The 17,659-nt window shown below is 63.6% G+C and carries 17 protein-coding genes and 1 riboswitch; of the genes, 11 read left to right on the forward strand and 6 right to left on the reverse strand.

Features of this window, described 5'->3' with window-relative positions; genetic code table 11:
- Window positions 1-19: 19 nt before the first annotated feature.
- The 3 genes from BOO71_RS18390 to BOO71_RS18400 all read left to right on the forward strand — a co-directional run bounded on the left by BOO71_RS18390 (window position 20) and on the right by BOO71_RS18400 (window position 1,639).
- Window positions 20-304, forward strand: coding sequence for a BrnT family toxin (locus tag BOO71_RS18390; RefSeq protein WP_075834810.1), 285 nt, complete (start codon window positions 20-22; stop codon window positions 302-304).
- Window positions 297-677 (forward strand): hypothetical protein, encoded by a 381-nt coding sequence (locus BOO71_RS18395; RefSeq protein WP_075834811.1) that lies wholly within the window; start codon window positions 297-299, stop codon window positions 675-677. Before BOO71_RS18390 ends, BOO71_RS18395 begins: the two co-directional genes overlap by 8 nt.
- Before the next feature lie 62 nt (window positions 678-739).
- Complete coding sequence (locus BOO71_RS18400; protein WP_075834813.1) at window positions 740-1,639, forward strand: LysR family transcriptional regulator; 900 nt, start codon at window positions 740-742, stop codon at window positions 1,637-1,639.
- Here BOO71_RS18400 and BOO71_RS18405 read toward each other — a convergent pair.
- Window positions 1,625-2,359 (reverse strand): hypothetical protein, encoded by a 735-nt coding sequence (locus tag BOO71_RS18405; RefSeq protein WP_075834815.1) that lies wholly within the window; start codon window positions 2,357-2,359, stop codon window positions 1,625-1,627. The genes BOO71_RS18400 and BOO71_RS18405 overlap by 15 nt on opposite strands.
- Window positions 2,360-2,496: 137 nt before the next feature.
- Here BOO71_RS18405 and uvrB point away from each other — a divergent pair, with 137 nt between their 5' ends.
- Window positions 2,497-4,512 carry an excinuclease ABC subunit UvrB gene (gene uvrB, locus BOO71_RS18410; protein WP_075834817.1) on the forward strand — a complete coding sequence of 672 codons (2,016 nt, stop codon included), beginning with the start codon at window positions 2,497-2,499 and terminating at the stop codon, window positions 4,510-4,512.
- Between the two features lie 104 nt (window positions 4,513-4,616).
- Here uvrB and BOO71_RS18415 read toward each other — a convergent pair whose 3' ends face one another.
- The 4 genes from BOO71_RS18415 to BOO71_RS18430 all read right to left on the reverse strand — a co-directional run bounded on the left by BOO71_RS18415 (window position 4,617) and on the right by BOO71_RS18430 (window position 8,949).
- Window positions 4,617-5,666, reverse strand: a complete 1,050-nt coding sequence (locus BOO71_RS18415; protein ID WP_175607474.1) for a thiamine ABC transporter substrate-binding protein — start codon at window positions 5,664-5,666, stop codon at window positions 4,617-4,619.
- Between the two features lie 52 nt (window positions 5,667-5,718).
- Window positions 5,719-5,820: riboswitch (TPP riboswitch) on the reverse strand.
- A gap of 522 nt (window positions 5,821-6,342) precedes the next feature.
- On the reverse strand, window positions 6,343-7,410 hold the full coding sequence (locus BOO71_RS18420) for a Brp/Blh family beta-carotene 15,15'-dioxygenase (protein WP_075834819.1): 1,068 nt from the start codon (window positions 7,408-7,410) through the stop codon (window positions 6,343-6,345).
- Between the two features lie 334 nt (window positions 7,411-7,744).
- A complete protein-coding gene (locus BOO71_RS18425) occupies window positions 7,745-7,999 on the reverse strand; it encodes a hypothetical protein (RefSeq protein WP_075834820.1) in 255 nt (84 codons plus the stop codon).
- Between the two features lie 32 nt (window positions 8,000-8,031).
- Window positions 8,032-8,949, reverse strand: coding sequence for a bacteriorhodopsin-like (locus BOO71_RS18430; RefSeq protein WP_083653616.1), 918 nt, complete (start codon window positions 8,947-8,949; stop codon window positions 8,032-8,034).
- A gap of 406 nt (window positions 8,950-9,355) precedes the next feature.
- On the opposite strand from BOO71_RS18430, the gene BOO71_RS18435 reads away from it, so the two are divergent.
- The 7 genes from BOO71_RS18435 (at window position 9,356) to BOO71_RS18465 (ending at window position 17,134) form a co-directional block, all read left to right on the forward strand.
- On the forward strand, window positions 9,356-10,585 hold the full coding sequence (locus BOO71_RS18435) for a CynX/NimT family MFS transporter (protein WP_083653618.1): 1,230 nt from the start codon (window positions 9,356-9,358) through the stop codon (window positions 10,583-10,585).
- A 275-nt stretch (window positions 10,586-10,860) separates the two neighbouring features.
- Complete coding sequence (locus BOO71_RS18440; RefSeq protein WP_139323023.1) at window positions 10,861-12,270, forward strand: ethanolamine ammonia-lyase subunit EutB; 1,410 nt, start codon at window positions 10,861-10,863, stop codon at window positions 12,268-12,270.
- Window positions 12,267-13,043 (forward strand): ethanolamine ammonia-lyase subunit EutC, encoded by a 777-nt coding sequence (eutC, locus tag BOO71_RS18445; protein WP_075834822.1) that lies wholly within the window; start codon window positions 12,267-12,269, stop codon window positions 13,041-13,043. The genes BOO71_RS18440 and eutC overlap by 4 nt, the downstream gene beginning before the upstream one ends.
- A gap of 8 nt (window positions 13,044-13,051) precedes the next feature.
- The gene (locus BOO71_RS18450) at window positions 13,052-13,510 is read left to right on the forward strand and encodes an NUDIX domain-containing protein (protein WP_075834824.1); all 459 of its coding nucleotides are present in this window, start codon (window positions 13,052-13,054) and stop codon (window positions 13,508-13,510) included.
- Window positions 13,511-13,600: 90 nt separating this feature from the next.
- Window positions 13,601-14,089: a MarR family winged helix-turn-helix transcriptional regulator gene (locus BOO71_RS18455; RefSeq protein ID WP_075834826.1), complete on the forward strand. Its 489-nt coding sequence runs from the start codon at window positions 13,601-13,603 to the stop codon at window positions 14,087-14,089.
- Window positions 14,086-15,744 (forward strand): MDR family MFS transporter, encoded by a 1,659-nt coding sequence (locus tag BOO71_RS18460; protein WP_075834828.1) that lies wholly within the window; start codon window positions 14,086-14,088, stop codon window positions 15,742-15,744. Before BOO71_RS18455 ends, BOO71_RS18460 begins: the two co-directional genes overlap by 4 nt.
- Window positions 15,745-15,853: 109 nt before the next feature.
- Complete coding sequence (locus BOO71_RS18465) at window positions 15,854-17,134, forward strand: NAD(P)/FAD-dependent oxidoreductase (protein ID WP_075834830.1); 1,281 nt, start codon at window positions 15,854-15,856, stop codon at window positions 17,132-17,134.
- 323 nt (window positions 17,135-17,457) lie between these two features.
- Here the strand turns inward: BOO71_RS18465 and BOO71_RS28440 are convergent.
- A partial coding sequence (locus BOO71_RS28440; protein ID WP_217694909.1) for a hypothetical protein occupies window positions 17,458-17,659 on the reverse strand: 202 nt, incomplete at its 5' end.

Here is a 17,659-nt window from a genome sequence, read left to right on the forward strand (position 1 = left end):
ATATACTCAAGTAGCACTGATGGACTTTGACTGGGACGCTGCCAATCTGGAACATATTGCCCGCCACAAAGTCGAGGCGGACGAAGTGGAGGAGATGGTAGGCGATCCTGCTGCACTGGTTCGCACCGCCCACCGGGGGCCACGCAATCAAAAACGATATGCCTTTGTGGGTGCGACAGAGGCGGAACGGGTTTTGGCCGTCATTCTCGAAGAAAGAGGAGAAAGGAGCCGCACTGTGACGGCCCGTCCTGCCAGTATTGAAGAACGCCGGGCCTACGCGGCACAGGAGGAAAATAATGACTGAAACCGTTGAAATTGATTATGACCATTTGCCCCCTGTGAACTCACGCGAGGAAATTCCAGAGGACATGACCACGGAAGAGGCCGCCGAGTTCTGGGACACACACAGCATCGGCCCTGGCCTGATCGAGGAGGGCAAGAACGACCCTGAGACCCAGGCATTCGCCGCCCGTTTGCGCGGCGGTCAGCCCCGCCCCTCTCCCCGGCAGCCGCGCCAGCCCAGGGCCACCTTCGTTACCAGCCTGCGTCTGGACACCGACACCGAGCAGCGGCTCAAGCATGTGGCCGAGATCAAGAAAATCCCGTACCAGACGTTGCTCAAGCAGTTCGTGGGCGAGCGGCTGTACGAGGAGGAAAAGCGGCTGGGCGTGATCTAGCCCGGACAGCTCCCAGGGGGTTTGCGACATTTCGCCCGCCCGGTGTGGCAAGCTGGGCAGACATGGAACTGCGTCACCTGCGCCATTTCGTCGCGCTGGCCGAGGAGGAACACTTCGGGCGGGCCGCCGAACGTGTCTTCGTGGTGCAGCAGGCCCTCAGCAACAGCGTCCGCAATCTGGAAGAAGAGGTGGGCGTGCCGCTGGTGCTGCGAACCACCCGCCGCGTGCAGCTCACGCCCGCCGGGCAGGAATTCCTGGTGGGCGCACGCGAAACGCTGGCGCTGGCCGGGCAGACCGTGGAACGCGCCCGCCGCGCCGCACGGGGCGAGGTGGGCCGATTGACCGTGGGTTTTGTCAGCGGTCTGGCCTTCGGCGGCCTGCCGGAAATCGTGCGCCGCTTCCGCGAGCTGTACCCGAACGTGAGCGTCGATCTGCGCGAACTGACCGCGCCGGAGCAGGAAGCAGGGCTGCGTGGCGCTGTGCTGGACGTGGGCCTGATGCTGCTGCCCGTGCGCGCCGCCAATCTGGATTCACGGGCGCTGTGGCGGCAGCCGCTGGTGGCGGCCCTGCCTGCCGGACACCCGCTGGCGCGCAAGCGCAGGCTGAAGATCTCCGATCTGGCCCCGGAACCCTTCGTGTTCTTTCCACGCCAGTTGCGCGCCACCTATTTCGATCAGGTGATGCGCTGGTGTGCCGGGGCCGGCTTCACCCCCAATGTCGTGCAGGAGGCCATCGAGATTCCCACCCTGCTGTCGCTGGTGGCGGCGGGTGTGGGCGTCTTTCTGCCCATCGAATTCTTTAACCGCCTGTCGCTGCCCGGCGTGGTCTACCGTCCCGTGGAGGACGCCCCACTGGTGGACATCATGGCCGTGTGGCGGCGCGACGAGGGCAAGAATCCGGTGGTGCGTGCCTTTTTGGGGGTGGCTGAGGAGATGCTGGGGGCTGGCTCAGGTCAGAGTTGAGGCCAGTTCGTCCATCCAGCGCCCAGCCCGTTCCATGCCACTGGGCAATTCGTTGGGCTGCGTCAGGGCGTACAGCCCCTCCAGTTCATGCATGGCCTCGGCAGGCAGATCGGCGTAAATGTGTTTCAGGCCGTAGCCAATTTTGTGCGGTGCATAGCGTAATCTCAGAAGTTCGGTGAGCGGCTCTAAAACCTCAGCGTGGTAGGACGCCAATGCCTCCAGCGGATGACCGCGCCGCACTTCCTTTTCCACCAGAATCCAGCGCCAGCGACGAGATATCAGCGCCTCGGCCTCGGCTTTGGTCTGCACGGTGGGAGCTGCGCCGCGTTTCAGAACGCCGTCCCGGTCAAAGAGGGCCAGGAAAGCGTCTGCCGGACCAAAGACAACCTCTCGCCCGTGCGTCTGGATACACACGTCCACGAACAGGAACGGTGGCAGTCCCACCGAGCGGTAAAAACGCTGCTGGATCTGTGGGTGAGGATGGGTGTAGACGTCCTCTACATCCATCGGACCGAAGGTTGCCACGACTTCTCGCACCACGGTGAACACCTTCTCCTGCTGCCCGGAGTCCACGTCCAGCCACAGATCGAGATCTGAATATTCGTCTGCTCTGCCCTCGGCGTCAGCACCTTCCAGCCAGACGGCGTGGATGTGGGGGACAGCTTTCAGTTGCCGATGAAGTCGCTCAATAAGGAATTGCCGGGCGTTCGGCGAAGTCATGAGCTGAGGGTATGGGCAGCCCCCTCTCCATCCGCCATCTGGCCTACCATCCTCTTACGCTGGGGGCGTAAACTATAGGAAACGCTTCGGCGTCTGCCGCTCTGCCCGCTCTCACTGTTCCCTGGAGGTCTCCCCCGATGCTCAAGATCAAATCCGAGTTCACGCCGTCCGGCGATCAGCCAACCGCCATTCGCTCCCTGGTGGACGGTCTGGAATCGGGACTGCGATACCAGACGCTGCTGGGAGCGACGGGCACAGGAAAAACGTACTCTGTGGCGAAAGTCATCGAGGCGACGGGCCGCCCCGCCCTGATCATGGCCCCCAACAAGATCCTGACCGCGCAGCTCGCCTCCGAGTTCCGCGAGTTCTTCCCCGACGCCGCCGTCGAATTCTTTATCAGCTACTACGATTACTACCAGCCCGAAGCCTACGTGCCGGGCAAGGATCTGTTTATCGAGAAGGACGCGGCGATCAATCAGGAAATCGAACGCCTGCGCCACTCCACCACCCGCAGCCTGCTGACGCGGCGCGACACGATTGTGGTTGCTTCGGTATCCTGTATCTACGGGTTGGGCGATCCCAAGGAATACACGGCGCTGAACCTGATTCTCAAGAAAGGCGATTCGGTGGGCCGCGACGAGATTCTGGGCCGACTGATCGGCATGCAGTACGAGCGCAACGACATCGAGATGATGCCGGGCCGTTTCCGGGTCAAGGGCGAGATGATCGAGGTCTGGCCCGCCTACGACGAGCAGCCGCTGCGAATCGAGCTGTGGGGCGACGACGTGGAGCGCATCGCCGTGGTGCATCCGCTGACCGGTGATCGGCTGGCCGAGCTGGACGCCACGGTGGTCTACCCGGCCAAGCATTACGTGTCCAGTGCGGGCAACATCGAGCGCGCCATCGTGACCATTCAGGAGGAGCTGGAGCAGCGCCTGGAATACTTCAAATCCACCGGCAAGCTGCTGGAGGCCCAACGGATCAAGGAACGCACCCTCTACGATCTGGAGATGCTCAAGGTGCTGGGCTACTGCTCCGGCATCGAGAACTACTCGCGCCACATCGACGGGCGCGTGCCCGGCATGACGCCGTACACCATGCTGGACTACTTCCCGGACGACTTCATCACCTTTATCGACGAATCGCACGTAACGGTGCCGCAGATCGGCGGGATGGCGAACGGAGACCGGGCGCGTAAACAGACGCTGGTGGACTACGGCTTTCGCCTGCCCAGCGCAATGGACAACCGCCCCCTGAACGCCGAGGAATTCATGTCCAAGACCGGGCAGACCATCTACGTGTCGGCCACACCCGGCCCATTCGAGCGCGAGATCAGCGACAGCATCGCCGATCAGATCATCCGTCCCACCGGGCTGGTTGATCCGCCCGTGTCGGTGCAGCCGATCACCGGCCAGATCGACGATCTGCTGGGCCGCATCCGCGCGAAGACGGCGGTGGGCGAGCGCACCCTGGTCACCACCCTGACCAAGCGCATGTCCGAGGACCTGACCGAATACATGCTGGAAAAGGGCGTCAAGGCGCGGTACATGCACTCTGACATTGATTCGGTAGAGCGTCAGGTCATCATCCGCGACCTGCGGCTGGGCCATTACGACGTGCTGGTGGGCATTAACCTGCTGCGCGAGGGCCTGGATTTGCCCGAAGTCTCACTGGTGGCGATTCTGGACGCCGACAAACCGGGTTTCCTGCGCTCGGAACGCGCCCTGATCCAGACGATTGGCCGCGCGGCGCGCAACCTGAACGGCGAGGTCATTCTGTACGGCGATTCGGTGACGCCCGCCATGCGGAGTGCCATCGACGAAACCGCGCGCCGCCGCGAGAAGCAGACCGCTTACAACGTGGAACACGGCATCACACCCACCACGATTATCAAGGGCGTGCGAAACGTGATCCGGGGCGAGGAACAGCCCGAGGAAATTGGCAGCGCCAATGTCGGGGGGGACCGTGACGCGCTGACTGCCCAGCTCACCGATCTGGAACTGGACATGTGGCAGGCATCCGAGGATATGGACTTCGAGCGCGCCGCCAGCCTCCGCGATCAGATCCGGGCGATTGAGGCCAAGTTGCAGGGCAAGGAATTCAAGCAGGCGACGGTGCCGGGGCAGAAGGTGCGGGCGCGCGGGCGGCGGTAAAGCAGCCCCGACCCACCGCATGGGATGGCATTCTCTCCCCGGCAGAGAGTCAAAACGAAAAGCTCTCTCCATGTGACGTGGAGAGAGCCGGGTGAGGAAGCTACTTACCGCGCCCGCAGGACCTGCGTGACCCAGGCATCTACCAGCCGCTGTGGATTGGCCGTCAGGTCAGGCTTGACAGGCGATAGTTCCGGCTCGGTGGCGAACTTGAAGACCGGATCGAGCGGCGTGCCACCCACGGCGGGGTAAATCCACATGCGGGTGGGGATGTCGGCCTGCACGCCTTTGCCCAGCATGAAGTCCACGAATTTGCGGGCCAGGGCAGGCTGCTTCGCCCCTTTCAGAATGCCCACGCCCTCCAGTTGCAGCCAGGTGCTGCCGGGGAGGAACAGATTGCCGGTGGGGGCCTGGGCGGGCAGCTTCTTCGCGTCGTAGTTGTCGGCGTAGAAAACTTCGGCGGCAGGGCTGCTGGCATACGACAGCACGATGGGATAGCGCCCCCCGTTGCGCGAGAATTCCTTGTTGTAGGCGTCGCTCCAGCCGCGCGTGACCTTGAGGCCATTCAGGCGGGCGTCGCGCCACCACGCCCATGCGCCCGCCTCGCCGTAGTGGTTGACGGTGGCGAGCAGGAAAGCCAGACCGGGGCTGCTGGTGGCCGGACTCGCCACCACCGTCAGCTTGGCGTACTGCGGCGTTTTCAGGTCATCCAGTGATCTGGGCAGGGCCAGACCCGCCTTCTGGAAATACTCGCGGTCATAGTTGAGGGCCACGTAGCCGTAATCCACCGTGTTCAGCAGGCCCGCGTCGTCCAGACGGTAGGCGGCGGGAACCTTCGCCAGTTCGGGTGACTTGTAGGGCTGGAGCAGGTCAAACTGTTTGGCACGCCCTAGCAGACTGTTGTCCAGGCCGTACACCACGTCGGCCAGCGGGGCACGGCGGGTCAGGATCAGGCGGTTGAGAAGTTCCCCGGCGTCGCCGCCCTTCACGAAACGCACCTTTGCGTTGTTCGCGCTTTCAAAGGACGCCACCAGTTTCTTATCCACATCGAAAGAATCGTGGGTGATCACCGTCAGGGTGGTCTGGGCACTGGCCGCACCCGTCAGAAGTAGAGCCGCTGTCAAAATACTGTTGATACGCATGCTGTTCTTAAACATAAAAAAACCCCTCGCGTCACGAGGGGAAGCGGGGACAACCGCCGAAGTCTTCGGGGCTGGCCGGTCACGCTCCCTCCGCCGGTATGACCCGGATCAGGTTCGTTGGGGTGTTTCTCAGCCCGCCCTAAAAGGACAGGCACCCCCGGTGACGCAGGGCCAAGTTAGCAGAGTGAACGGGTGAAAAGCGTACCGCACAATCATTTTTTGCCTTCACGGTTGGTCAATCAATACAGCCGCAGTGGTGAGTGGCTCCCACATCCCCCCTCAACTCAATCAACGACAAAGCCGCCTGGAAACCCGGCGAGCGGCGCTATGAAAGAAATGGCCCTGACCACAATAGTCAGGTGGTGCGCCCGGAGTCCTGAATGCTGACGCTCAAGATGTATGCGATGTTCAGAAGCGAAAACGCTGTGTCCTCCTCCCGCAACCACCCTCAAAAGCGGCTGGCAGCTCACTTTGCGTCCGAATCCATAACATCTTTCAGGCTGCCAGGCAGGGCGGCACTCGACCTCTAGTGATACGGATTCCGTCTGTAACGCCCCAGAAATCAGGACGGCTCCAATCTCTACACTTCACGCCTGCAACCCGTATTTCTGCTTCTCGCTGTCTTGTCCAGAACAGCGCCCATAAGGACGCTTGGACGCCCCCTCGGATTTCCAGATGTTTTCAACACCTCTCAATCACAGTCCGTATAGGACCGTTCCAGCACATCGGTGAAGGTACGGTCCATCACGCCAACAAGCAGCGCATGGGGCAAGGTCAGGGCGGCAATCAGGGCAAGGTAGAGTGCTGTCAGATCTTCGGCGCTGTGCAGGCGCGGCGCGCTCCACAGGAATAGGCCACCGAGCATCAGCAGCGCGGCCAGAGTAATCGGCGTCAGGTCCAGTGCCAGCCGCCGCAGGCCGCGCAGGCTCACAGGCCGTAAATTGAGTGGCCTAGAGTTGAGTTCCAGCAATCGGCCCAGATGCCGCCAGGCGTGCCACATGGTGAAATACAGGCCAATGGACAGCTCGGCGGGGACCTGAGTGAACACCAGTAGCAGCAGCGCGACCTCGGCCAGCTCCGTCACGGCGGCCCGGTCACTGGCGGCGCAGCGCAGGGTATCTGCCGCCGACAGCAGCAGCACGGTCACGAAAATTACGGTCAGCCCCTGGGAAAAACTGGCACTCCACAGTGGTCCGGCGGGAAGGGACGCGTGGAATGCCTGTGCAGCGCCGCGCGCCAGCCGTTCGTAGGCGTCGGGAAAAGCCAGAAACGGAACGACGATGGGCAGGCTGCCACGCAGCAGCAATGTTACGCCGCTGTGCCAGGCCCGGGCGCGCCCCAGTCGCCGCTCCAGAAAGTCCAGATCGCCGTGTCCCCAGTGCAGCACCGAAGTAAGCAGAAACCCCCAGTACGCCACCATCGGCCACACGGTCCAGATGCCCAGATACAGCAGCACCACACCCAGATAAGCGAGCAGAAACAGTCCCAGTCCGGTCCATCTTCTCGTCAGCCGCCAGCCCTGTCGCAGCGGCACCAGATGGTCCAGCGCCCCATGCGGCAACCCGAACAGCACGGCGCTCAGCAGCAGCGGCACAAGGGCGTAACGCTCCAGCACCGCTGGAAACAGGCTGTGTAGCCCCAGCAGGCCGAGCATGGCCGCCCAGGGAACGGCGAACAGGAGCAGGAACGCAGGCCGCTGGCGGGCGATCTGTGGTGTGGCCGAGGTCAAAAGGGGTTTGGAAGGCTGGAAGTGGGTCACGGCGTACCTCTGATAACAGGCCAAGGGAGGGGAAAGCGCTGGAACGCGGGACGGGAGGCGGGGGGTCTGGCCAGGACTGGTGTTCCGGTGATCAGAAAGGGGATGGAGGTTTCGCCCGGCGGTCAGATCAGGAGAGGCACAGGATTGACGAAGTGCTGAAGCTCTTGTTTTTTGCCCCGTCCGTCAGGACTCGCCAGTCGCCCGTGCAAACTACGACTCCTCTACACGGCCCGAAGTGACGACAGCGCTAACTAACGACAGCGCGAATTAACGACAACGCCGCTTGCTGAGTCCCCAAGCGGCGTTGTAGGTGGAGTGGCACTGACCAGCGCAGCTAGGCGGCGCGCTCGGCGTCCTGGGTACTCACGATCCAGATATACGTGATGGTCAGCAGCGCAATCCCCGCGTAAATCAGGCGCAAGCCGATCAAATGCGGCCCCAGCAGGTCACTGCGGAAGAAGTCGAGCGCCATCGCCGAGGCAGCAATCAACATCAGTCCCAGCGCCACAAGACCCTGATGGCGGCGCACAAGGATAAACAGAGGACGGGCTTCCGGGGTGGTCTCGGTTCTGGTCTCGGTCCTGGTCATGGGGTCTCCAGTGATGGGCAGCGTCAGGCGGTTCAGACAGGCCGGGTAGGCAGTTCAGTGGCTGGCGGAGTGGTGCTGTCTTCGGTGACGCCCATACTGCGGTCATGTGCGGTTTTTTCCAACGCAATAAAGTAAATCAGGGTGCCGAAACCGACTTTTGCCAGAATATCGGCGATGCTGTAGCCCACCTGCAACCCAACGACGCCACTGGCACTCAGGCCACCGCCGCCTAGGAAGATAGGGAGCAGGTACGCAATGGGGTAGAAGCCCCATGACGCGAACAACAGCAGCCGCAGATTGCGGGTCAGCACCTGCACCCGTGGCGGCTGACGGTCTATCGACTTGCCCAGTTCGACAAACAGCGTGTACACGATGTAGATAAACGGAATGGTGCTGATGGTGCCCCAGATCAGGCGGGTGGTGGTGTCGCCGGAGATTTCACCGGGATATCCCGTGGCGATCATCACGAAGGCGGCCAGGGCCAAGCGCCAGATCATGCCCGAGGCGACGTTGGTGGCAAGCGCCAGAACTGCAACAGCCTCCACGAGCAGCAGCGGCACCGTCAGAATCCAGTCGGCATAACGGTAGGCGTCGTTGAAGGGGACAGCCGTGGCGACGTAAGCTCCAGCGGTCAGGGCATAGGACTCGTTCCAGGAGTTAAAGATGCGGAAGTAGTGGTAGCAGGCAATCGCCACCACCAGCGCCGAGACCACCATGGCCGGGCGGTACTTGGGCGACAGGTTTTGCTGGGCCAGCACGAAAAAGATAAAGCCAGCGCCCATCGCGGCAATGGTGATCGAGAACATCTGATACACCAGGCCAAACTGACCGGAGCTTAGCGAGAGCTTGGCCGCCTCCACTGGAGCGTTTTGCGACTGCGCCAGCGCGGTTCCTAGCAGTACGGCCAGGGTGGCGATGATCCAGGTGAGCGGCGTGAAACGTTGCCTCATAACAACTCCTGTATTTCTCTGAGAAAGCCGCACCGTCAAGGCACGGAAAGTGGGACGGACGCACACCAGAGCCGCAATTCAGTTTCCTGACGCGACAAGCGTAGTCTCATGTATTCGTGAGATATGCGTTAATCTCTACCGTTGAATTGCAACGGATACGACTATATTGTTCAGAACCTTTTGCGGGGACATTTGACCTGCCGCAAAAATAAGCGCAGATGGCATAAATACGGCCCTCGTCTTTTACACAAAGAAGACTGGCAATAAAATTAAACATACCCAGGGAATTGTCTGAAGGCCCCCTCGAAAAGACTGCTCTACTGCTCTTTCCTCTGCTCCACAGGTGGGCAGACCCCACCCGGACAGAAATGGTGTTCTCTTTTGCCGACTGTTGTAGCCTGCGCGGATGAGCCGCCCAAGCCTCGCTACCCCTGAGTCGCCGGACGGAACAGAGAAGATCACGCAGCGCCGCAAACCCACCGCCGCCCCACTGCTGATCCTGGGACTGATCGTGGTGGCGCTGAACCTGCGCCCGCCCATTGCCGGATTCGGGCCGCTGCTGTCGCAATTTCAGGCCGAGTTTCAGGTGAGTGCGGCCACACTGAGCCTGCTGACCACGCTGCCGCTGCTGTGCTGGGGTGTGCTGGCCCCGCTGGCCCCGCTGCTGAGCCGCCGCTACAGCAACGAGACCATCATTCTGTTCGCCACCGCCGTGATCGGTCTGGGCAGTGTGCTGCGGATCGGCGCGACGCTGCCGGTCATCCTGTTCGGCACGCTGCTGGTCGGCGCGGGCATCGCCCTGAACAACGTACTGCTGCCCAGCCTGATCCGGCGCGACTATCCAACCCGCGTGGGGCCGATGACCGGGCTGTATTCGCTGGCGGTGGTGGGCGGCGCGGCGCTGGCGTCGGGGGTGGCCGTGCCGCTGATGACCGCGCTGGGTGGGGCGTGGCGCTCGTCGGTGGGCGTGTGGATCGGGCTGGCGGCGCTGGGTGTGCTGGCGTGGCTGCCCACCGTCTTCGGGCGGCAGACCCACGCCCGCGCGCCAGTCAAGGGCGGGCCGTCGGTATGGCGCAACCCCTACGCGCTGCCGGTAACGCTGTACATGGGCTTTCAATCACTGGTCTTTTTTACATGGCTGACGTGGCTGCCCAAGGTCTTGCAGGACAACGGCTTCACGGCGGCGCAGGCCGGGCTGCTGCTGGCCTTTGCCAACGTGGTGCAACTGCCCTTCACACTGGCGGTGCCGGTGCTGGCCGCGCGCCCCCGCCTGCTGGTGCCGCTGGCGGTGGGCACGGCGCTGATCAGCGGGGCCGGGATCACGGGCCTCTTGCTTGCACCGCTGACGCCGCTGCCGTGGCTGTTCATGATGGGTGCGGGCGCGGGCAGCATGTTTCCGCTGGCCCTGATGTTCATTGCCGTGCGGGCCGTCAATCTGACTCAAGTGCCGCAACTCTCGGCCATGGCGCAGGGCTTCGGCTACGCGCTGGCCGCGAGTGGCCCGTTTATCTTCGGGGCGCTGCACGACTTCACGGGCGACTGGCAGGTGCCGCTGCTGTTCCTGCTGGCGATGACCGGGCTGGTGCTGGTCACCGGGGTGCTGGCAGGACGGGGGCAGCGAGAACCAGGGGCATGACATTTCCCCCACTTTCTCTGCTGGCCTAGAGCGGTTGTCATGAAGATGGTCTTTTTATGACCGAGCGGGACTGGCACAGCTCCGCAGGAGAGGAGTAGCGTCCTCTCTTCGAGCTGTACCAGTCATGGGCGTCTGTTCACGACGATAGCGAGAGACTTTTGCCGAGCAGGATGGACTTGCAAAGCTGCGGAGCAGAGAATGGAGTCACCGGAAGTCTGTTTTTCCGGTGACGTAATTCGGAAACCTGCCCTAGACTGATTCATGCCCCCTTCCCCGTGCCGGAGCCGCCCACGTACCACCTGACCCTGGGCCAGCGCCATTTCAGCTTCCGCGATTTGCGGCGGCTAATGGCCTGCGCCAGCCCGCTCAAATCCGGCGACGAGCTGGCAGGAATCGCGGCGGGCAGTTCCCAGGAACGGGAGGCCGCGCGGCAGATTCTGGCCGACCTCCCGCTGAGCCTGTTTTTAGAAGACCTGCTCATTCCTTATGAGGCCGACGAGGTGACGCGCCTGATCGTGGACAGCCACGACGCGGCTGCGTTTGCGCCCGTCTCTGGCCTGAGCGTGGGCGAATTCCGCGACTGGCTGCTGGGTGATGAGGCGACGCCTGAAACGCTGGCGGCCCTGGCCCCCGGCCTGACCCCCGAAATGGTGGCCGCCGTCAGCAAGCTCATGCGGGTGCAAGATCTGATTCTGGTGGCCTCCAAAGTGGAGGTGGTCACACGCTTTCGCACCACGCTGGGGTTGCGGGGGCGCTTCAGCACGCGGTTGCAGCCCAACCACCCCACCGACGATCCGCGCGGCATCCTGGCAAGCACGCTGGACGGCCTGATGTTCGGCTGCGGCGACGCGGTGATCGGGATCAATCCTGCACTGGACAGCGTGGATAGTTGCGTGGGCCTGCTGCGGCTGCTGGACGACTTCCGCCAGCAGACCGGAATGCCGACGCAGAGCTGCGTGCTGACGCATGTGACCAACACCCTGGAGGCGATGGCACGCGGCGCTCCGGTGGATCTGGTATTTCAGAGCGTGGCGGGCACGCAGGACGCCAACAGCGGCTTCGGCATTGATCTGGCCCTGCTGGACGAGGCACACGCGGCGGGGCTGGAGTTGCGGCGCGGCACTCAACTGGCCGGAGGCTTCGGCGACAACGTGATGTACTTTGAAACCGGGCAGGGCAGCGCGCTATCCGCCAACGCCCACCACGGCATGGATCAGGGCACGCTAGAGGCCCGCGCCTATGCGGTGGCCCGGCGCTACCGCCCGCTGCTGGTCAATACCGTGGTGGGGTTTATCGGCCCCGAGTACCTGTACGACGGCAAACAGATCATCCGTGCCGGGCTGGAGGATCATTTTTGCGGCAAGTTGCTGGGCCTGCCGATGGGCTGCGACATCTGCTACACCAACCACGCCGAGGCCGATGGGGACGACACCGACACCCTGCTGACCCTGCTTGGCGCGGCAGGAGTGACCTTCATCATGGGTGTGCCGGGCGCGGACGACATCATGCTGAATTATCAAAGCACCAGTTTTCATGACGCGTGGTACGTGCGCCACATGTTTGACCGCCCCCCCGCACCAGAATTTGCCGCGTGGCTGGAAAAAATGGGTCTGAGCCGGGATGGAGGCCTGACGCTGCCGGGCCGGGCACAGTTGCGGGAATTGATGGGAGCGGCAGGCGGATGACCGACGATCTGATCCCCTGGGCCTCTCTGAAAGAATTTACCGACGCCCGGATCGCGCTGGGGCGGGCGGGAACATCCATGCCGACGCGGGAGCTACTGAAGTTCAACGCGGCACACGCGGCGGCACGGGACGCCGTGCATGTTGCTGCCGATTTTGAAGCGTTGGCGGAGTCTCTACAAACTGCCGGAGAGGTGGTTTTACAGGTTCACAGCCGCGCCGCAGACCGTGCTGAATACCTGCGCCGCCCGGATTTGGGACGCACCCTGGCTTCTGAAGCTCTGGCAGAGTTGGCAGGCCATCCCCCATCCGATGTCGTGATCGTCGTAGCAGACGGCCTCTCGGCGGGGGCACTGGCGCATGCAGAACCGTTGCTGGCGCTGCTGCTGCCCGAATTGCGCGGGGCGGGTCTGAGCGTCGGCCCCATCGTTCTGGCACGGCAGGCGCGGGTGGCGCTGGGCGACCCGGTGGCGCTGGCACTGCAAGCCAAACTCGTCCTCGTCCTGATCGGGGAGCGCCCCGGCCTGAGCAGCCCAGACAGCCTGGGAGCGTACCTGACTTACGCCCCACAGCCGCTGACCCGCGATTCGGCCCGCAACTGCGTGTCCAACATCCGCCCGGCGGGGCTAGGGATGCGGCCAGCAGCATGGCGTCTGGCCCACCTGCTCAGGCAGGCGCTGCGGCGGGAACTCAGCGGCATTGCCCTCAAGGACGAGGCCGGGGAGCCTCCAACCGCCTTCGCAGCATCAGAACTGACCCGCCTGCCACGCGGCTAAACTGCCCCATGACCTCCCCCTTCTACCTGATCGCCTGGCTTGTCGTGCAAGACGTTTCCGGGCGTGTGCTGCTGGGCCGCCGCGACGGCACGAGCTACATGAACGGTCTGTGGGGCCTGCCGGGCGGACGGGTGGAACGCGGCGAGGCCCTCATGGCTGCCGCCGTACGCGAGGCCGAGGAAGAAGTGGGACTGAAAGTAGAAACGGCGTCAGTGAAAGCGCTGGGGGTGTCCCGCTTTGACATTGACGGCATGCAGGGGACCGATTTCCTGTTCCTGACCCGCGAGTGGGCCGGAGAGCCTAAGCCGCTGGACAAAACCTCTGAAGTCGGCTGGTTTGCCCCAGACGCCCTGCCGGACGACTGCCTGCCCTGGCTGCCCACCGTGCTGGACGCCCACCTGAAGCGCGGCGCGTGGCTGACCGAACAACTGGACGGGGTGGACGGGGTACAGGTGCTATCGCCCTGACGCTCAACCCTGAGCTTTCCATCATGTTTCCCGGTCAGGCACAACCCAGACTTGCCTTATTCATTTCCATCTGAAATACTTCCAGATGAAATGAGTTTACCTTCCTCTCCCCCATCCATAACGCAGACCGATGAGCTGTATGACCTGATGCGGCTGACGCTGCGGCTGTCGCGGCGCTTCCGGCAGGCGCTGGACGAGCCGTTGGAAACCGCGCTGGGCCTGAACACCAAGGAACTGCTGGTGCTGGCCGCCATCATGGACGGCGCGCAAACGCCGGGACGCATTGCCAGCAAGCAGAGCCTGCCCGCCCCCACGGTGACGCGCATCGTGTCCAAGCTGGTGGCAGCGGGTCTGGTAGTGCGGATCAGCACCCCCGCCGACCTGCGCTGCTTTCACCTGCACCTGACCCCACAGGGCGAGGCCACCCGCGCCCGCACCCGCGAGACTGGGCAGGCCATCGTCGCCTCGCACTTCGGCCACCTGCCACCGCAACGTGTCGAGGCGGCACTGAAAGCCATGCAAGACCTCCACAACGCCCTGAACGCCCCCACCCCCACTCCCGAAGAGGTCCACGTATGAGTACCCCAGTCAGTCCAGCCGTCCAGGCCCATTCCGGCCTCAATGAACGCGACAAGATCATGGCCTTTGTCGGCATCCTGACCGTGCTGTTTCTGTCCAGCCTGAACCTGACGGTGGTGGGCAGCGCCATGCCGCGCGTGATCAGCGACCTCGGCGGCTTCCATCTGTACGCCTGGGCGTTTACCGCGTATTCGCTGGCCACCACCATCACCATTCCGGTGGTGGGCACGATCAGTGACCGGGTGGGCCGCCGCCCGCTGATCCTGCTGGGCATCGCGGTCTTTGCGCTGGGCAGCGTGGGCCTGGGCTTCGCGCAGAACATGGAACAACTGATCATCCTGCGCGCGGTGCAGGGCATCGGGGGCGGCGCATTGATGGCGATGAGCTTCACGGCGATTGCCGATCTGTTCACCCCGATTGAGCGTGGGCGCTACCAGGGGTACACCGGGGCCGTCTGGGGCGTCTCAAGCGTGGTGGGGCCACTCGTGGGCGGCTTCCTGACCGATCACCTGGGCTGGCGCAGTGTGTTCTTCGTCAACCTGCCCTTCGCGCTGCTGGCGGCGTACTTTATCTGGCGTTTCTTCCGTCTGTCCAAGCCGGTGGTGGCCCCCGGCACAGCGGGCCGTTTTGACGCACTGGGCGCAACCCTGCTGGCCGGTTCGGTCACCACGCTGACGCTGGCGATGTCCTGGGGCGGCGGCACGTATCCGTGGATCAGCGCCCCCATTCTGGGCCTGCTGGCCGGGGCGCTGGCGCTGGGCGTGGGCTACGCCTTCCACAGCAACCGTCAGGCGCGGCCCATCCTGGATCTGCATCTGCTCAAGGACCGGGGCATCGCCACCGCCTCGCTGGCCGGATTTCTGGTGAGCGCAGGCATGTACGCCGCGATTCTGTACCTGCCGCTGTACATGCAGGGCGTGCGGGGAAGCTCTGCGTCGGGCAGCGGTCTGGCGCTGGCCCCGCTGATGGGCGGCATGATCCTGACCAGCACGCTATCGGGGCAGCTCGTGAGCCGCACCGGGCGCTATAAGAAACTGATCGTCGCCGGAGCGTTCGTCGCCGCCGCCGCACTGGTGCTGGCCTCCACCCTGAGCCTGACCACCCCGATGTGGCTGGCGGTGGGTACCATGATCCTGCTGGGCATCGGCCTGGGGCCAGTCAACAGCCAGCTCACCCTAGCGGTGCAGAACGCCTCGCCGCGCGAGAAGCTGGGCAGCGCCACCAGTGGCAACCAGTTTTTCCGGCAGATCGGCGGCACGCTGGCGGTCAGCCTGTTCGGGGCGCTGGTCAACGCGCAACTGGCCGACAAACTGGGCGCACAGCTCCCCGCCGCCGCCAGAACCCTGCCCGCCCCCTTGCAGGACGCCATCGCCAGCCCCAACCTGCTGACCAGCCCGGAAGCCAGCGCACAGTTGGGCGGAGCCTTGGCGAAGCTGGGACAGCCCGAACTGCTGACCCAGATCACAGCGGCGCTGAGAAACGTCATGGTGGGCGCGATTGACGAGGTGTTCCTGGTGTCGGCCATTCTGGTGGCGCTGGCCTTCGTGGCCGCCCTGCTGCTGCCCGAACGCCCGCTGCTGGGCCGCCAGACGCATACGGTAGAGGTCAACGGCGTGAAAGGCGCAGGCCAGGGGAACGCGCAGGCGACGGATTGAAGATTGAGGTGTAGGAAAAGAAATGCAGGAAAGAAAAAGGAGAAGCCCTGGCCGACGCCGGGGCTTCGCTCTTGCGCCCCCCTTCCCCCAATCCCGTACCCTGTTCCCCATGCACGACACGCGGCAACTAGACACAGTGGTGGTGGGCGCGGGCCTCGCGGGGCTGACGGCGGCGCGAATCCTCAGCCGGGCCGGGCAGCGGGTGCGGGTGCTGGAAGCTTCGGGGGTGCTGGGCGGACGGGTACGCTCGCGCGTGGTGGACGGCTTTACGCTGGACGCCGGGTATCAGGTGCTGTTTCCCAGCTATCCGGCGGTGAAACGCAACCTTGATCTGGAGGCGCTGGATCTGGTCCCCATTCCGCCCTCGGCTGCCGTGCGGCGCGGCAAGCGCGAGGACGTGCTGGGCGATCCCCGGCGTGATCCGGCGGCGCTGCCCAGCACGCTCACGACGGGCGTGCTGGGCGTGGCCGACAAGCTGCGGGTGGGCAAACTGGCGCTGGAGCTGCTGCTTCCGCCGCCCCACACCCTGCTGACCGGCCCCGATGAAACCACCGAGAGCTACCTGCGCGGCCAGGGCTTCAGCGAGGCGGCCCTCAACAACTTCTTCCGCCCCTTCTTCGGCGGCATTTTCCTGCGGCGCGAGCTGGACACCTCTGCACGGCTGTTCCGCTATTACCTCCGCATGCTCATTGACGGCGGCGCGGCGCTGCCCAGAGCGGGGATGAGCGCCATTCCGCAGCAGTTGGCGAAGGGGCTGGACGTTCAGGTAAATATGCGGGTGACGGGGCTGACGGCGCACGGTTCACACGTCACCGTTCAAACCTCTGCCGGGGAGGTGGACGCGGGGAACGTCATCGTCGCCACCGATCCGAACACGGCGGCGGCGCTGCTGGGCCAGAATGTCTCGCGCGGGAGCCTGGGCAGCACTTACCTGTATTACGCCGCCGATCAGGAGGTGGATAACCAGCCCAGGCTGCTGCTGAACGCCGAAACGGGTCTGATCAACAATGCCCACTGGCTCAGCAACGTGCTGCCGGGGCGGGTGCCACCGGGGCAGCATCTGCTGGCGGTCACGGCGCTGGGGAATCACGCGGAAGATGACGCCGAACTGGACGCCAGCGTGCGCGGCGAGCTGGAACACTGGTACGGCGAGGCGGCGGTCTCCGGGTTGCGGACACTGGCGGTAGAGCGCATCCCGCACGCACAGTACCCGCAGCCCCCGGGTTACGCGGCCACCCAGCCCGGCCATGCCACGGGCATAGACGGCGTGCTGCTGGCCTCCGAGGTCACCTCCATGAGCGGTATTCAGGGCGCGATGGAAAGCGGCGAGAAGGCTGCGGCCATCGTGCTGGACGATCTGGCCGCGCTGAGCCGCCCACGCGGAGGCTGACGTGCAGGCCAGGGCAGGACAGATGAAAGGCGGGATAATACGGACTCCGAATAAAAAGCGCAGACTGGAGCATTGCTAAATTCTATTCAGCCATCATTTTTCGCCACAGTGCCGCCGACAACCCGATCTCCTCACCCAGCACATCCTGTTCCACTGGTGGCCTCTATACGGTAATTAAGCGGAATCCGTATAAACAATGGTTCGGACAGTTTTGGGTGGCGTCGCGTGCTGGATGGAGAGGAGAAAAAGTGAGGTGTCGCGAGACGTCCAAGGCTCTGCTGGACACAGAATGTTCTGTATTCAGGTGATGTGTCTCCGATTGATCAACAGGGCTGTCTGGCAGGGCAAATAAATAATATCAATCCAGGTATCGGTGTCGGATTGAGTTTAATTCGGGCAACGGTTGAAAAACACCGTTCTGCTGGCAGCGTACCTGCTGAAAACTGTCCGAACCATTGATAAACAATGGTTCGGACAGTTTTGACGAAAAATTGAAATGGACCAAAAAACGGGTCTCCGCTAGGG

The sequence above is a fragment of the Deinococcus marmoris genome, assembly GCF_001949125.1.
GTDB lineage: Bacteria > Deinococcota > Deinococci > Deinococcales > Deinococcaceae > Deinococcus > Deinococcus marmoris_A.

Bases quoted from the DNA above. Each gene is read 5' to 3' on its own strand.
- BOO71_RS18390 (WP_075834810.1), top strand. From the start codon at position 20: ATGGACTTTGACTGGGACGCTGCCAATCTGGAACATATTGCCCGCCAC.
- BOO71_RS18395 (WP_075834811.1), top strand. From the start codon at position 297: ATGACTGAAACCGTTGAAATTGATTATGACCATTTGCCCCCTGTGAAC.
- BOO71_RS18400 (WP_075834813.1), top strand. From the start codon at position 740: ATGGAACTGCGTCACCTGCGCCATTTCGTCGCGCTGGCCGAGGAGGAA.
- BOO71_RS18405 (WP_075834815.1), bottom strand. From the start codon at position 2,359: ATGACTTCGCCGAACGCCCGGCAATTCCTTATTGAGCGACTTCATCGG.
- uvrB (WP_075834817.1), top strand. From the start codon at position 2,497: ATGCTCAAGATCAAATCCGAGTTCACGCCGTCCGGCGATCAGCCAACC.
- BOO71_RS18415 (WP_175607474.1), bottom strand. From the start codon at position 5,666: ATGTTTAAGAACAGCATGCGTATCAACAGTATTTTGACAGCGGCTCTA.
- BOO71_RS18425 (WP_075834820.1), bottom strand. From the start codon at position 7,999: ATGACCAGGACCGAGACCAGAACCGAGACCACCCCGGAAGCCCGTCCT.
- BOO71_RS18430 (WP_083653616.1), bottom strand. From the start codon at position 8,949: ATGAGGCAACGTTTCACGCCGCTCACCTGGATCATCGCCACCCTGGCC.
- BOO71_RS18435 (WP_083653618.1), top strand. From the start codon at position 9,356: ATGAGCCGCCCAAGCCTCGCTACCCCTGAGTCGCCGGACGGAACAGAG.
- eutC (WP_075834822.1), top strand. From the start codon at position 12,267: ATGACCGACGATCTGATCCCCTGGGCCTCTCTGAAAGAATTTACCGAC.
- BOO71_RS18450 (WP_075834824.1), top strand. From the start codon at position 13,052: ATGACCTCCCCCTTCTACCTGATCGCCTGGCTTGTCGTGCAAGACGTT.
- BOO71_RS18455 (WP_075834826.1), top strand. From the start codon at position 13,601: ATGAGTTTACCTTCCTCTCCCCCATCCATAACGCAGACCGATGAGCTG.
- BOO71_RS18460 (WP_075834828.1), top strand. From the start codon at position 14,086: ATGAGTACCCCAGTCAGTCCAGCCGTCCAGGCCCATTCCGGCCTCAAT.
- BOO71_RS18465 (WP_075834830.1), top strand. From the start codon at position 15,854: ATGCACGACACGCGGCAACTAGACACAGTGGTGGTGGGCGCGGGCCTC.